The sequence below is a fragment of the Leptolyngbya sp. DQ-M1 genome (assembly GCF_039962505.1).
Lineage (GTDB): Bacteria > Cyanobacteriota > Cyanobacteriia > Leptolyngbyales > Leptolyngbyaceae > Leptolyngbya.
This window is the reverse complement of record NZ_JAMPLJ010000001.1, coordinates 614859-629451: the sequence shown is the minus strand read 5'-3', so window position 1 is coordinate 629451 and position 14593 is coordinate 614859. Positions and strand designations below refer to the sequence as shown.

13 protein-coding genes are annotated in these 14593 nt (G+C 48.7%); 5 read left to right on the top strand and 8 right to left on the bottom strand.

All coding sequences use genetic code 11. The annotated features are described in order from the left end of the window. The first annotated feature begins 50 nt into the window (after nt 1-50). Both NC981_RS03075 and NC981_RS03070 read left to right on the top strand, forming a co-directional pair. Nucleotides 51-602 (top strand): HAD family hydrolase, encoded by a 552-nt coding sequence (locus tag NC981_RS03075; RefSeq protein WP_348241479.1) that lies wholly within the window; start codon nt 51-53, stop codon nt 600-602. A gap of 193 nt (nt 603-795) precedes the next feature. Beyond that, nucleotides 796-1722 carry a methyltransferase domain-containing protein gene (locus tag NC981_RS03070; RefSeq protein ID WP_348241478.1) on the top strand — a complete coding sequence of 309 codons (927 nt, stop codon included), beginning with the start codon at nt 796-798 and terminating at the stop codon, nt 1720-1722. Between the two features lie 101 nt (nt 1723-1823). Here the strand turns inward: NC981_RS03070 and NC981_RS03065 are convergent, their stop codons facing one another. Together NC981_RS03065 and patD are read right to left on the bottom strand one after the other, a co-directional pair. Further along, on the bottom strand, nt 1824-2423 hold the full coding sequence (locus NC981_RS03065) for a zf-TFIIB domain-containing protein (protein WP_348241477.1): 600 nt from the start codon (nt 2421-2423) through the stop codon (nt 1824-1826). 29 nt (nt 2424-2452) lie between these two features. Continuing rightward, complete coding sequence (gene patD / locus NC981_RS03060) at nt 2453-2803, bottom strand: heterocyst frequency control protein PatD (protein WP_348241476.1); 351 nt, start codon at nt 2801-2803, stop codon at nt 2453-2455. 525 nt (nt 2804-3328) lie between these two features. Here patD and NC981_RS03055 point away from each other — a divergent pair. Both NC981_RS03055 and NC981_RS03050 read left to right on the top strand, forming a co-directional pair. Further along, the gene (locus NC981_RS03055; protein WP_348241475.1) at nt 3329-5590 is read left to right on the top strand and encodes a bifunctional (p)ppGpp synthetase/guanosine-3',5'-bis(diphosphate) 3'-pyrophosphohydrolase; all 2262 of its coding nucleotides are present in this window, start codon (nt 3329-3331) and stop codon (nt 5588-5590) included. 204 nt (nt 5591-5794) lie between these two features. After that, nucleotides 5795-5995 carry a hypothetical protein gene (locus tag NC981_RS03050; protein WP_348241474.1) on the top strand — a complete coding sequence of 67 codons (201 nt, stop codon included), beginning with the start codon at nt 5795-5797 and terminating at the stop codon, nt 5993-5995. Between the two features lie 62 nt (nt 5996-6057). On the opposite strand, the gene NC981_RS03045 is transcribed toward NC981_RS03050, so the two are convergent. Further along, complete coding sequence (locus NC981_RS03045) at nt 6058-7065, bottom strand: GH25 family lysozyme (protein ID WP_348241473.1); 1008 nt, start codon at nt 7063-7065, stop codon at nt 6058-6060. Nucleotides 7066-7154: 89 nt separating this feature from the next. After that, nucleotides 7155-8069, bottom strand: coding sequence for an SGNH/GDSL hydrolase family protein (locus tag NC981_RS03040; RefSeq protein ID WP_348241472.1), 915 nt, complete (start codon nt 8067-8069; stop codon nt 7155-7157). Nucleotides 8070-8253: 184 nt separating this feature from the next. On the opposite strand from NC981_RS03040, the gene NC981_RS03035 reads away from it, so the two are divergent. Further along, entirely contained in the window at nt 8254-8394 is a 141-nt protein-coding gene (locus NC981_RS03035; protein ID WP_348241471.1) for a hypothetical protein, read from the top strand. Nucleotides 8395-8454: 60 nt separating this feature from the next. Here NC981_RS03035 and NC981_RS03030 read toward each other — a convergent pair whose 3' ends face one another. The 4 genes from NC981_RS03030 to NC981_RS03015 all read right to left on the bottom strand — a co-directional run bounded on the left by NC981_RS03030 (nt 8455) and on the right by NC981_RS03015 (nt 14580). After that, nucleotides 8455-9540, bottom strand: coding sequence for a histidinol-phosphate transaminase (locus NC981_RS03030; RefSeq protein WP_348241470.1), 1086 nt, complete (start codon nt 9538-9540; stop codon nt 8455-8457). A gap of 52 nt (nt 9541-9592) precedes the next feature. Next, on the bottom strand, nt 9593-11329 hold the full coding sequence (locus NC981_RS03025; RefSeq protein WP_348242032.1) for a R3H domain-containing nucleic acid-binding protein: 1737 nt from the start codon (nt 11327-11329) through the stop codon (nt 9593-9595). Between the two features lie 167 nt (nt 11330-11496). Next, entirely contained in the window at nt 11497-12612 is a 1116-nt protein-coding gene (locus tag NC981_RS03020) for an LdpA C-terminal domain-containing domain (RefSeq protein ID WP_348241469.1), read from the bottom strand. 393 nt (nt 12613-13005) lie between these two features. Further along, entirely contained in the window at nt 13006-14580 is a 1575-nt protein-coding gene (locus NC981_RS03015; RefSeq protein WP_348241468.1) for a phospholipase D-like domain-containing protein, read from the bottom strand. Between the last annotated feature and the right edge of the window lie 13 nt (nt 14581-14593).

Below are 14593 nucleotides of genomic sequence, written 5' to 3'. Positions count from 1 at the left end.
CAGGCGAAAATCGGTAGATTTCGCAGAATTTTTTTGGAGTCGTCGATCGTATGTTTCCCGCTATTTTTCTTGACAAAGACGGAACGCTGATTCCGGATATTCCTTACAATGTGGAACCAAGTAAGATTCAGTTAGCTGAGTTTGCACGATCGGCGTTGAGGCTTTTGCGCGATCGTGGATTCAAATTGATTGTGGTCTCGAATCAATCGGGAGTAGCGCGGGGTTATTTTCCTGAGTCTGCCTTGATCGGCGTTGAGCAGCGATTACAGGAATTAGTGAACCCGATTGAGTTAGATGGATTTTATTACTGTCCACATCATCCACAGGGCACGATCGCCGAATATCGCCTTGAGTGTGAGTGTCGTAAACCCCGTGCTGGAATGTTGCTCAAGGCGGCACAGGAACATCAGATTGATTTAGCGCGATCGTGGATGATTGGCGATATTTTGAATGATGTGGAAGCCGGTCGAAGTGCGGGATGTCGGACGATTTTGATCGACAACGGCAATGAGACGGAGTGGATTCTGAATGAATCGCGGACTCCTCATTTTAAGGTTGCTAACTTAGCCGAAGCCGCAGAAGTGATTGTTCAATCAATCTAGTTTGCTCCGCATTTGTGCGTACTCCATGCGCTCAACTCGGCGGTTTAAATCTCTAAATTGTCGATTGATATCTCGCTCGCCGGGTGTGTTCGGTTGCATCATTACTGAATTTCCGGCTGATTTTGCTAGATTAGCATTTCTTCATCTTGGGCAGAGAAGCTTTTATCATAAAAGAGTTCTGCTCAATGGTTTTATGAATATCGTCTGGCTTTTGTTGATGGTGTCGATCGTCTTGGCACTGATCTATCTACTAAATCCGCGTCGGTATCAATCGGGCGATTCGGTTGCAACCGCTTATGATGAATGGACTCAAGACGGCATTCTAGAGTTCTACTGGGGAGAACATATCCACCTCGGTCATTACGGCTCTCCGCCTCGGTCTAAAAACTTTCTCACAGCAAAATCAGACTTTGTGCATGAAATGGTGTGCTGGGGTGGACTAGACAAGCTTCCTGCCGGGACAACCGTTTTAGATGTAGGCTGTGGAATTGGGGGAAGTAGCCGGATTTTGGCAAGGGACTATGCCTTTGATGTGACGGGAATTACGATCAGTCCTGGACAAGTCAAACGAGCACAGGAACTCACGCCATCGGAACTTTCGGCAAAATTCCAGCAAGATGATGCAATGAATCTGTCGTTCCCGGATGCCAGTTTTGAGGTGGTGTGGTGCATTGAAGCAGGCCCACATATGCCAGATAAAGCGGTATTTGCAAAGGAACTCATGCGAGTGCTTAAACCCGGTGGAATTCTGGTGGTTGCGGACTGGAATCAGCGAGACGCGAGAAAGCAGCCGCTCGTTTTGTGGGAGCGTTGGGTGATGCGCCAACTGCTGGATCAGTGGGCACATCCAGAGTTTGCCAGTATTGAAGGATTTGCAGAACAATTAGAGGCGACACATTTGACGGATGGCACGGTTCAGACGGCAGATTGGACAAGGGAAACGCTACCGTCTTGGCTAGATTCGATTTGGCAAGGAGTTGCGCGTCCTCAAGGGTTAATCCGCTTCGGAGTTCCTGGCTTGATCAAGTCCCTGCGAGAAGTGCCAACCCTGCTATTGATGCGATTAGCGTTTGGGGCGGGATTGTGTCGCTTCGGTATGTTCCGCGCTGTGAGAAAGTGAGCGATCATTACAGATAAGTTGCGATGCTGTATCCGGGGTGCCCCCTAAATCCCCCAGAATGGGGGACTTTGAAGGTTAAAACACTGCTCAAATTTTGGGAGTTACCTCGGTTCAGAATTCTGCGGCTTCACTTCCTGAGCAAAATTCTCAAATCGCCGCATCAAATAGGCTACACCAAAATCCCCGTTTGGATGGTTCTTCAGCACTTCCGCTAACTCAAACACTTGAGTTGCTAACTCGACTCCTAAGCGATCGATCGTCGCCTGCTTCTCAATGGCGAGATGTTCGCGCTCTCTCGATAAAGTTTGCCACTCACTGGAGAACAACTGCTCGATCGCAAGGTGCAATCCCATTGTTTCGAGTGCGTCCCATTCACCACGATCGCACCAAATTCCCCCACAGCTTAAACAGCGTTCCACATAAAAGGGCGTTTTCATGCCGACTTTGACTCGCGCAAGATAGCTCCCGCACTCAGGACACAGCGCTGCCTTAGCATCAAGCGGCGACTGTACGAACTCTACATCTAATGTTTTGGGAATTAGATCTGCAACAGTTTTAGGATGGGGTCTTTCTGCCTGCCATGCCTTGTAATTCTCAGACGGAATCCAGGTTCCTTTACAGTCAGGACACTGTTTCACCGCTAATGCCTCGGTTAATGTGCCATCAATTAGCGTGATTTTTCTCTCTTTTGGGCACTGCATGGCGCAATCCTCAATCCGACGTTTCTTATTTAATCAGGCTCAGTCCCTAGAATCGCACTGCAATAGGTGGTCAAGAATTTAATGCGATCGCGAACCTGCCCAAGCCGCATTTCGACGGTTCCAGCCTGCCGCGCAGTCTGTAAAAACATTCCATCCATCCCAAGCAACCGCATTTGTTTATTGATTTCCACTAAGACAGAATGCGTTTGATAGTGCTCGGATTGAATCGGCTGAATCTCCTCCTGGAAAATCTGCTGGAGCGATCGTATCTTTTGATGAAGCGCAGGTCGATCCAGTTCGACCGTGTTGAGAGTTTGATCGAGTGCAACGATCGCGTTTTGGAATCGTTGAAAAACGCGGACTTGGTTCTCTGTTAACATGCTTGAACTTTAGTGAAAGAGCGGGGATCGCTGAAAAGCATAATTGGATGTAGAACGGTGTTTCAGTAGATGGTTGAAGCTCTCGGTATAAATTCGCTCGAAATTGTCCACATCGTGGGAAGTACGTATGCAAGACCCTGAGTTTTGCTTGAGTTGAGGACGATCGCAAAATTTCTCAACAATCCAAAATTTCCGCCAAGAAACGGATCACCATTCGATAGAATGAGCGTTACGATTGTTTTAACAAGCTTAAGATATACCCTCTATTTTCACTTGAATCGACCTGAGTGCGAGACGATTTCAAGGGCGCTATCTCTGTGAATTTTTTGTCTCGCTGTTTGTCGATTCTGAAGTTCAAATCTTAGTGTCTAGCCGTTAGGAAAGCTCCTTATGCTAGACTCATTTTCTATTCATTGATTCTTTTGTATAGCGCTATACATTAATCCAGGATTTGAATTTCCTCCACGATCTCTTTATTGTCTAGATCTGATTGTCTGAACCTGCACTCTAGTCACGCAAATCAGCATGAATGTAGCGGCATCCATCCCCACCATTGACTTTGCTTTACCCGATTGGTTGCGTGAGTGTTTCCTCAAACCCTCCGACGACAACCAACGCGATCAAGATTTGATCTGCCGTGCGTTTGAATTTGCTTATCAACTGCACGCAGGGCAGAAGCGTGCCTCCGGCGAACCGTACATCGCTCATCCTGTCGCGGTAGCAGGCATTTTAAGAGATCTCGGTGGGAGCGGCGTAATGATTGCCGCCGGATTTTTGCATGATGTCGTTGAAGATACGGATGTCACACCCGAAGAAATCGAAGAGCGGTTTGGGTCTGAAGTTCGATGTCTGGTCGATGGCGTGACCAAGCTTTCTAAATTTAACTTCTCTAGCAAGACCGAGCGACAGGCAGAAAACTTCCGCCGCATGTTTCTTGCGATGGCGCAGGACATTCGCGTGATCGTGGTGAAACTTGCCGATCGACTCCACAATATGCGAACGCTGGAGCATCTGCCATCCGAGAAGCAGCAGCGAATCTCGCTCGAAACCCGCGAGATTTTTGCACCGCTGGCGAACCGCTTGGGGATCGGTAATATCAAGTGGGAACTCGAAGACCTCGCATTCAAGTATCTCGAAACCGATGCTTATCGAGAAATTCAGAAATTAGTTTCGGAAAAACGGGGCGATCGCGAAGCAAGACTCAGCGAAGTTGCAGCGACCTTCAAACGCCGTCTTGATCAAGTAGGAGTCCATTGCGTCGAAGTCAGCGGTAGACCCAAGCATCTTTACGGCATTTACCAAAAGATGCAGCGTCAGCAAAAAGACTATGAGCAAATTTACGATGTCGCCGCTGTCCGAATCATTGTAGAAAACAACGATGAATGTTATCGCGCTCTCGCAATCGTGCATGACACCTTCCGTCCGATCCCCGGACGCTTCAAAGACTACATCGGCTTACCTAAACCGAACCGTTATCAATCGCTGCATACGGTTGTGATTGGAGATTCTGGTCGTCCCTTAGAAGTCCAGATCCGGACGCTCGGAATGCACCATGTCGCAGAATACGGAATTGCAGCGCACTGGAAATACAAAGAATCCGGCGGCTCAACCTCGAAGCTCACCAGCGACGACGAGAAATTTACCTGGCTGCGCCAACTGCTCGACTGGCAAAACGATCTTAAAGACGCGCAAGAATACCTTGAGAGCATTAAAGACAACCTCTTCGATGGCGATGTGTATGTGTTCACGCCGAAAGGAGAAGTTGTTGCTCTTAGTCCGCGATCGACTCCGGTAGATTTTGCGTACCGGATTCATACTGAAGTTGGCAACCACTGTGCAGGCGCGAAAGTGAACGGTCGCATGGTTCAGCTCGATACGCAATTGAGAATGGGCGATATCGTCGAAATCATTACTCAAAAGAACGCCCGCCCCAGTCTGGACTGGCTGAATTTCGTCGTCACCACAGGCGCGAGAAATCGGATTCGACAAGCGTACAAGCGATCGCACCATGACGAGAACGTGCTGCGCGGTCGTGAAATGCTGGAGAAAGAACTCGGCAAAAACGGCTTTGAAGCGTTGATGAAATCCGCCCCGATGCTAACGGCGGCTGAACGCTGCAACTATCACAGCGTTGAAGATTTCGTGGCAGCCGTCGGATACGGCGAAATCACTTTGAATCTAGCCCTCAACCGCATTCGAGATGCCGTCAAAGCACAGCAATCGCTGTCTCACCCTCAACCTTCACCGTCGAGTTTGGCAAACGATGCGGCTCTCATTCCCTTGCTTCCTGCTGCACCGAGAGCCGTACCTGCACCAACGGCGAAATGCCCGATCGCGGGAGTCGAAGGCTTGTTGCATTACATGGCAGGCTGTTGTCATCCCTTGCCCGGAGAATCGATTATTGGAGTCATTACCCGCAGCAATCGCGGCATTTCAATTCATCGTCAAGGCTGTCCCAACGTCGATTCTGTTCCGGGCGATCGCTTAGTACCCCTGAGCTGGAATCCTACCCAACAGACCACTGGACGCGCTCAAACTTATCCGATCGACATCCAAATCGAAGTCATCGATCGTGTGGGAGTGCTCAAAGACATTCTTTCTCGCCTTACCGACAACAATATCAACGTCCGCAATGCCCAAGTCAAAACCTTTCCGGATCAAACGGCGGTGATTGACCTGGGCATTGATATTTGCGACCACGCTCAGCTAGAACGCACCTTTGCTCAGATTAAAAAGATGACAGACGTGCTGAATATGCGACGAGTCAGCCAGATCGATGACAACTAAGGTTTCAAGCCTTATAGAAATTTCACGCAATCTAGATATTTCTTAAAGAAGCTAGAAAACCCTGACAGATTCAAGCTTTTTTGTGATCGATTTTAATAATTCAATGCCATACTGATTGGACAGCTTTGTGATGCAAAAAATCACTCCTTAGATAGGTGCATCCGAACTTGTTCTACTCCTAGCACAGATTACTCGACCCCTTGCATGAATTATTCCTCCGATCGTTTCCCGTGGTGGGACTATCTCAATCAAGAACTATTTGACCGTGAGCGTCCGTTCGTTTGGAACTTAGAGAAGTTTTGGCATACCCATCGCGTTCAGAAGCTAGAGCGCTGTTGGGAGCGATCGGAAGTTTACCTTCTGGAGCATTGCTGGCGACAGGAAACCGACGAGAAAAACACCTAATTTATAGTTCTCAACTTGTATTAGAAGTCCGGTTCTTTTGCGAAATCGGACTTCTTTTGTGTTTATGGCTGTCTCCAGCGCTTCGCGAAGTCATCCAGAACCGATTGAGGAATCTGACTTTGCAGCCATCTCAGGGCAGCATCTTGATGGGCTGCACCCCGGTAGGACTTCGCGACGTTGATGAGGTCGATCGGGGGTGGAGAGGCGGGAGTTGGAGTTGGAATCGGAGTCGGAGTCGGAGTCGGTACTGCGGTTTTACCTGCTAGTAGCGCTGCCCAGGTTGCCACTCCAACAATGCCATCTGCCACTAGATTTTTTGCTCTTTGAAACGCAGCGACTTGCGCCTTGGTTTTTGGTCCAAAATCCCCATCGGGCGTTCCGACATCGAATCCCTGCGCTTCCAACAAATTCTGCATTTCTTGCACGACATCTCCTTCTGAGCCTTGTCTAAGGGGAATGCGACCTTTTAACAGCTTTTGTAGTCCATCTAAATTGCCATTGAATTGGTTTAAATCGACATTGCCTACAATTCCGCGCAGTGTCCCGGATTCAGAATATTGATGGAATGTCCAGCGGCTCCAGGTGGCAGGAACAAAGGGCGATCGGGTGCCGAAGTTCGCAATCCAAAGCGGGTAGGCTGCAAACTGTTTAGGATTTTTAAGTTTTTCTTCCCAATAACTTGGAAATGTATAGAGAATTGGTTTGCGTCCGGTTCTGGTTTCGATAATGTCAAGCCATTGCAGCGCTCGCTCGATCACTGTTGCCGCGCTCAATCCGTCGTCGATTTCTAAATCAAGCACGGCAGGCAAATCGAATGCCTCGATCGATTGCACAGTTTGCAGGAAGTTATTCGCTTGAGTAGCAGGATCTCGACCGGGGCGGAAAAAATGGTACGCACCCCGGACAATGCCGACCGATCGCATTCCTGCCCAGTTGCGCGTAAATTTATCGTCTCGGCTAGTTGCGCCCTCGGTGGCTTTGGCAAATCCATAAAACACACCCTGGCTGGCGACGGTTGCCCAATCAATATCGCCCTGGTAGGTCGAGACATCTATCCCTAATAAAGCCATAATTCAAACCTCTAAACCTTGCTACTGGGTACATTCACTATTGAAGGATTTAATTCCCCAAGTTTGCCTGAGATTAGTTGAAGATGCGATTAAATTGATTTACAAATCCAATGGCTCAGCAGTTGATTCCCACGTAAGCTGAGGTGGATAGAATCCCGGTAGAGTTCTTGTGGGCTAGTCGATTCGCCTTGAAAAATAGTGAGAAAATCAAGGTACTGAATTTGCTCTAATTGCGCCATCTCTGTTAATCGTTGGCGTGCGGTGATTTCGTAATCGCGTGATCCAGGTGGCGTTAGCTCTCGTAATAGTGGGGTCATGACTAAAACAAATTTCGCTTTGTTTTGAATCGCAAGATCTCGAATTTGTCGAATCGCGTCTAGATTAATGCCGACTCGATCGCCCGGTTCCGCCTGAATTTTTTTCAATTCATCCGGTAATTTCGGTGCGGGTAGAAGATAGCGATCGATCACTTCGCTGATCGCGCTCATTGGTTTTCGATCCGGGTAATTGCGATCGCGCCCGACTCCGAGGGCTGTCGGCGGTGTTCCAAATAAGTCATCGGTATTAATGACTAACACAATTGCATCAGCATTAAACGTTCCAAAGCGGTTGAGATAGGCGAGTTCATTTCGAGGCGACCAAGAATTCGCTGAGGCGTTGAGGACTTCGATCGGATGACCTGACCATCGCATCATCAACTCTGAAATCAAGTCGTTTTGATCTGTCCACCATCCCCCGTTAATAATCGAATCGCCCAGCATCAAAACGCGCTTTGTGCCAGTGGAGGGTTTTGGGGCAAAGGGGCGCGATCGCATTGAATATGAATTGATTTCGATCCGGTTGCCAAATCGCCGCACCGATTGATTGGGAGCAAGCAGATAGCCGATTTCCGCATCTGGAATGTAAAGCGGTGGCTCACCGAAGCCAAACAAAGTTTTAAGGGCGAGTTCAAGAAGAATGAGCGCGATCGTGATCAGGGCGATCGCTAGGACGATCCAATTCATCCGGGGTCTGTGTAATTTGCCTTACTATCTTGGCTGCTCTTAGAGAGATTGATGCAGAAATCCTGCTCATTACTTGGACTTATGAGAATGAGAAGATAAAATAATGCTTGAGAAAGAAGGAACAACGCAATTTCTTGAATAGCCTTGTGTTAGTCACCGAGTTGTCATGTTGGAGTGTTGAGCTATGTCAGATCTGAATCGCGGCATTATGAAATTTGACGGTGCAGATAGTCCGATCGTGGTTGGCGTTTCTGCAACTTTGCTTTTGGGAAGCATTGGAGTGCTGATTTTGTGGGCACTTAAATCTGCGTATTTACTGGGTTAGAGAAATTGGTTTACTCAAAGATTAGAGAGCTTACAGCTTGTAGGCTCTTTTTTGGTACCTTTACCCCAGAAGCGCAGCCAGTCGATCGAACGTTCGCTGGTTTTCGGCAGGAGTCCCGATCGTGATTCGCAAGCCGCCGCCTGTATGCCGAATAATCGTGCCTTGCTGTCTGAGACGATCGCACAGTTCGGCTAGGTCTTGGGGCGATCGTGCATAAATGAAATTCGCTGCACTATCCCAGGTTTGTAGATTTGGAAGTTGTTTTAATTGCTGTTGTAGCTTTGAGCGTTCATTTAACAATTCTGTGACGACTGCTAAAAGGGAATAGCGTTCGGAGACGGCAAAGCGGGCGGCTGCGATCGAAAAACTTGGTAAGTTGAACGGGAGCCGCATTTTTTCTAGCGCTTCGATTAGTTCAGGATGCGCGATCGCGTATCCAACTCGATGCGCCGCTAACCGAAATGCCTTAGAGAAGGTTCGCAAGACGACCCAGTTTGGATGCTGCGGTAGTTCTCCGGCTAAAGTGGTTTGACTAAACTCGAAATACGCTTCGTCGATCACCACCAAGATGTTTTGCGGCAAGCTTCGTAACCATTGAATTTCTGCCTCTGTGAGAGCGTTTCCAGTCGGTGAATTAGGATGCACGACAAAAACTACGCGGATCGGATGAGTGGCAATCGCGCTTTGTGCAGCAGTCAAATCGATCTCGAAACTTTGCTCAGACCGATCGACACTAATAGTCGGAATTCCTAACGTTCTCGCCAAAATTCCGTACATCGAGAACGTGGGATTCGCAACCAGAATCGAGCCTTCTCCATTTAAACAGGTTGCCATCAGCAACGATCGGATTAATTCATCCGAGCCGTTTCCCACTGAAATATTTGTGTTTGTAAATTCTGAATGTGCCGTTTCGTTGACATATTGGGCGATCGCGTCTTTTAGCGACAAATATCCGCCATCGGGATAGCGATTTGATTCGATCGCAGTTTGCCAACTCCAGGCAAGTTTTTGCTTGAGTTCTTCGGGCAGGTCATACGGATTTTCGTTCACGTCTAAGCGATCGGGGCGATCAAGATGTGAATTGTCCGTGTGCTGCGTGTTGTATGCCGCAAATTGAGCCAGATCCGAGCGAATGAACTCAAGCATGATCAAGAAAACTAGAAGTTTGGCAGATATTGAGTCTACCAAACTCCCAGTTCTAAGCGGGATAAATCCGCAAGCGGCGATTCGGTTCCTCACCAAAACTCCGCGACTTCAAGCGGTAATGCTCGACTAATTCATGCTGCATCTTTCGCACCGTCGCCGATCGCGGCAGCAATTCCACAGGCTGACCCTTCGGAATCACAATCTGCTCGACGGCGAGCCGTGCTTCTTCGAGCGCTTCGATTTCATCCTCGTTGTCGCCCCGCACAATCAAGCTTAACTCTGCTTCGCCGGGTACACCCGAATCATCCATATTCAGCAATCGTCGCAGCGCGATCGCAATCTGCGGCACACTGTTTGATTTGACGGTGTGAATCGGAATCTGGCGCGTTTTAGCGAGATGGCGCAGCTTCGCATGGTTTTTGACGTGCGATCGCAACGCCAACACCGCATCAGCCCCATCCATGTCCTTCGTCAACAGCACAGGTAAATTCAGCGTTTGAATCACTTGGTCGAGTTGCTGCCGACTTACTCCATAGGGATAGATGTGCAACGGCAATTCCTCACCGTTTGGCCCTGGAAACGATGTGGACTCAACGGGATCAAAGCTCCGTCCCAAGGACTCATCCAGCATCCGCTCAAACGATTGCTGCTCTGGAGTCAACGATCGCACATTCGTCGGACTTGCCACCGCTTTCATCCGTCCCGACGATCGCCAGCCCCGCGCTTGCCCCGAAAAGTAGTTACCGATTTCGGGAACCGCTTGCGGACGACTCCGGGGTTCGGGTGCAGACGGCGTTTCGTGCGTAATCGTCACATTGCCGTCTTCGTCGGTCGTGCGGGTTTGCGGATTCGGCTGTCTGCCGCGTAGGAGGATATCGATCGTATCCGACACTTCCTCATGCACCACCCACTTTTGCCGCTCCATCATTTCGACAGCGATATCAAAAGTCGGCGGGGCTTTACGTTCAAGCACACTCTTTTGTGTGCCGCGTCTGCGGGCTTCTTCGTCACCCAGCGTTACCGATTGAATCCCCCCAACGAGATCCGACAGCGTGGGATTCTTAATCAGGTTTTCCAGCTTGTTACCGTGAGCCGTTCCCACAAGTTGCACGCCGCGCTCTGCGATCGTTCGGGCTGCCAGTGCTTCGAGTTCGGTGCCGATTTCATCGATCACGATGACTTCGGGCATATGGTTTTCCACCGCTTCGATCATCACCTGATGTTGCAGTTCCGGACGAGCCACTTGCATTCGACGAGCGCGACCGATCGCCGGATGTGGAACATCACCATCTCCAGCAATTTCGTTCGACGTATCGATGATGACCACGCGCTTATCGAGTTCGTCTGCCAGCACCCGCGCAATTTCCCGCAGTGCCGTAGTCTTACCTACACCCGGACGACCGAGCATCAGAATCGATCGACCACTTTCGACCAAATCGCGAATCATCCCGATCGTGCCAAAAATCGCTCGACCCACGCGGCAAGTTAACCCAATCACTTCACCGCGACGGTTACGAATCGCGCTAATCCGGTGCAGCGTTTTCTCAATCCCAGCACGGTTATCGCCGCCAAAATCTCCGACTTTTTTCGTGCTTTCTGCCAAATCTGCTTTTGTGATTGGCGTATCGGACAAATATTCAGCCCTGCCAGGGAAACGAGCTTCGGGGAAGCGTCCTAAGTCCATCACGACTTCGACTAAGAGATCGCGTTCGGGGTGCTGCATTAAGCGATCGCGTAAATGCGTCGGCAGGATATCTAGAAGTTTCGTTAAATCGTCAGTAATTTGCATCCGGTTTTTGTCTGTAGCGGTCAGTTCACGGTCAGAGGAAAACTGAGAATCGGGTTGAGCGGAAGGAACTGAGCTGTATTCTGCCATGTGTTCTGAGTCTGGGAGGAAAAGACAGGAAAAACTGTCTTGTGATTAGGGTAGGAGGTTTTGGTTCCTGCTGATGTCTGTCAAATCACTTGCCGGATACGATCGGGAGATTTGATTTGAGTCACTAGCGAGGCGGCAAGATCAACGGCTTGCCACAGAAGTTCAGGAACGGTTTCAATCGCACAATGGCTTGCATTCTGCGACACGATCGATGGACGGCTCAAGGGTATCATCTCCATTGCTTCTAGCTGATTAAGGACAGGTAAAAGTAAGCGCCGAGCGTAACTACCGTAAGCAATTCCAGAAACGCACCTCGAAACGAATGTTCTATCTCTATTGTGCAACATTCCCAATGCTTCTAACTTAGGGACAGTGTACGGGTTCGTTCCTCCTGCTAGCTGTATATGACCGGGTATACCTGCGGTGAGAACTTTTTCGCCCAATTTCACACAAGCACGGGTTGCTCCATCGCCGATATCTCCACTCATTGGTCTGCCGTCGGTTTGCCAGAGCAATTCGCTAGGAAGCGGACGGATCAAGTTGTAAGTTGACCAAAGATATTCGATTAAGCCGTCTCCGTCCGGACAGCTAATCGCAATGAGTTTGAGCCGATCGACCCAGGGTGCGATCGCGCTCCAAAGTCTCTGAAAGTCCTCGAATCGTCCCACTTGCGTATGAATCTCGATCGCGTCAATTCCGGCATCAAGCAACATCAGCGAAATTGCTTCCGGTGTGTAGACATACGACCGCGTGGTGATTTGTCCAATCGGGCAAATCGGAATGCAGCGACCGCAACCGTAACACCGATCGTCGATCACGCCAGAATGCACGATCGCTTGAGCGGGACAAATCGATTCACAGGGTCTTGAGCAATCGGGTGGACAAACGGCTGGATCAAATTCTGCTTTGCGAAAGTGCGGGTCTTCGCCATCGTTGAGGCTCACCATCAGCCAAGGAATTGAGGGACGATAGCCACGATCGCGGGCTTCCTCGGCAAATTGATTGGCAACGGCTAATGCTTCCCGTGCGGTAGAGACGATCGCCGGATCAGCAGCGACATCAATACAATCTGCCCCGGCAAGCGCATACACGAGTGCAAGGGTGCGAATGGCAGGGAGATGTTGGAAACTGGCTCCGCAAATGAGTTTGAACCAGTGACCTTGTTGTAGCGATCGTCGGGGCGAATAAAAATCCATCACTCTTTCATGCTAATGCGACGAGGGGGATTTTTGGCAATTTTTTTGTAGGCGGGGCGACCCAACGAGCAAAATCCAACATCTAGTCAATGAATTCTGTCATTTTGTTTCAAAATTGCAGTATCGAGTTTCAGAATTGTGTTTCTTAATTTTGGTATTACGTAATTTGATAAACGAATTGCATTTTAAGAAAGCAGATATTGTCATTTCGTTTCAGAATTTCTTTATTGAGTAAACGAATTAGATCATTGAGTTTTGCACTTACGATATCGAGTGCAGGAATTGTGTTACTCAATTCCGCATTTCAATTTCTGAATTTCAAACATAGATTTGTAAGCCCGATCGACCTTTGCTCGATCGGGAAAAATTCTATCTATGCTAGTACCGATGCATTCAAAACACCACACGATCGCGCAATCGTTCCATGAGCTTTTTGCCAACACCGGGAACTCGATCGAGGTCTTCGATTGAGTTAAATGGTCTAGCTTGAATCATTCGTTTTGCTAATGCAGAGCCAACACCTGGTAATGTTTCTAGTTCAGCTTGTGTTGCAGTGTTTAGATTAACCTTGCCATCGCTTCTAGCCGTGGGAGGAGGGCATTGTTTTTGTTGAGCATCTACTTTGCGCTGAATTGCAGGCGGAACTCCTAAAATTGGGTTTGCATAAAGTCGATCGAACTCTCGCTGGAAGTGTGCTGCAACAATTGGACTGCGAATGATCAGTAGGGTTTCATCATTGTTTCGATTGGCGGCAATTGTCCAATTATGTGAACCTGTGATGACAGTGTGGCGATCGGCAATACCAAACTTATGATGCAACAGATCACCGGGCGGTAGTTGTGGTACACCGACTGTTTTAAGCGGATTTTGCCAAGGACGATTGTTCACTTCCCATTTGCAATCATCACTTAAAGCAACGCCCATCATATCTAAGCCTTCGCTATAGGATCGATAAATAAATCCAGGATCAATCAATGCTCGAATTGCAACGCCTTGATTGTGTCGAGGTTCGATCGCATTGACCAAATCCTGATCCGAAAATACAAATAAGGCGAGATCGATCGACTGGGTTGATTGTTCCAGCGTCTTTGCAATTAAGCCATTCGAGGTCTGTTCCCAGGGAACTTTATTAGAATGCGGTGAAAAGTGTAAATCAATCTGCGTTTCACCAATATTGAACTGTTGCACAGGTCGAACAGGCTTTTTCACGCCAAACTTACGATCGCGCCACATCAATTCAAATTCTTGAGTAAATGCTTGTGCAAGTTCAGGACTGTTAATTTTCAGAAGCGTGTTTGCGTTACCGCGACTGCTCGGACGGGACAGATCGCCGTGAACATCAGACATTGTCCAATTGGCTGAAGTCGCGATCGTCGTCTTACCATCTACAACCATAAATTTATGGTGCATTAAGCCACTCCCGCGACTGCTATCTGCACGATCGTCCATCCGAGCAACCTTCGCAGTGTCTAGAACAACTAAAGCATCACGCTCTTGAATCTCAGCTTCACTCAATTGTCCATCGTTGTTCTCGTCAATCAGCGATCGTGATTCTTGATATCTTGCTTTCTCGCGCTCTGGTAGCTTCTCAACTTCCGCAGTCGTGTACGCGCTGTAGGGACGAGCATACTCATGCTCCAAAATGACTCGAACTTTTACCCCAGATGCAGCACGATCGCGCAAGGCTTTCGCTACATTCGGCAATCGAAATTCTTGCACCGCAATATCAATACTTGAGGTTGCAGTCGCGATCGCGTCAATCAAAACTTGTTCTAGATTGTTGCCCGATCGCGTAATTTTCCGGTATGGCTCGGTGTATTCAGACGACGGATCATGATTGGTAAAAACTTGAATATTGGGGTCTTGTGGGAGCAGCTTTGGGCGATCGCTCACGGAAGACGCAACTTGACAACCTGTAAACAGTGCCACACAGAGACTAAACTGAAGAAGGTGATTGAGTCTACCCATAAGCTAGATTGCC

Bases quoted from the DNA above. Each gene is read 5' to 3' on its own strand.
- NC981_RS03075 (WP_348241479.1), top strand. From the start codon at position 51: ATGTTTCCCGCTATTTTTCTTGACAAAGACGGAACGCTGATTCCGGAT.
- NC981_RS03070 (WP_348241478.1), top strand. From the start codon at position 796: ATGAATATCGTCTGGCTTTTGTTGATGGTGTCGATCGTCTTGGCACTG.
- NC981_RS03065 (WP_348241477.1), bottom strand. From the start codon at position 2,423: ATGCAGTGCCCAAAAGAGAGAAAAATCACGCTAATTGATGGCACATTA.
- patD (WP_348241476.1), bottom strand. From the start codon at position 2,803: ATGTTAACAGAGAACCAAGTCCGCGTTTTTCAACGATTCCAAAACGCG.
- NC981_RS03055 (WP_348241475.1), top strand. From the start codon at position 3,329: ATGAATGTAGCGGCATCCATCCCCACCATTGACTTTGCTTTACCCGAT.
- NC981_RS03050 (WP_348241474.1), top strand. From the start codon at position 5,795: ATGAATTATTCCTCCGATCGTTTCCCGTGGTGGGACTATCTCAATCAA.
- NC981_RS03045 (WP_348241473.1), bottom strand. From the start codon at position 7,065: ATGGCTTTATTAGGGATAGATGTCTCGACCTACCAGGGCGATATTGAT.
- NC981_RS03040 (WP_348241472.1), bottom strand. From the start codon at position 8,069: ATGAATTGGATCGTCCTAGCGATCGCCCTGATCACGATCGCGCTCATT.
- NC981_RS03035 (WP_348241471.1), top strand. From the start codon at position 8,254: ATGTCAGATCTGAATCGCGGCATTATGAAATTTGACGGTGCAGATAGT.
- NC981_RS03030 (WP_348241470.1), bottom strand. From the start codon at position 9,540: ATGCTTGAGTTCATTCGCTCGGATCTGGCTCAATTTGCGGCATACAAC.
- NC981_RS03025 (WP_348242032.1), bottom strand. From the start codon at position 11,329: ATGCAAATTACTGACGATTTAACGAAACTTCTAGATATCCTGCCGACG.
- NC981_RS03020 (WP_348241469.1), bottom strand. From the start codon at position 12,612: ATGGATTTTTATTCGCCCCGACGATCGCTACAACAAGGTCACTGGTTC.
- NC981_RS03015 (WP_348241468.1), bottom strand. From the start codon at position 14,580: ATGGGTAGACTCAATCACCTTCTTCAGTTTAGTCTCTGTGTGGCACTG.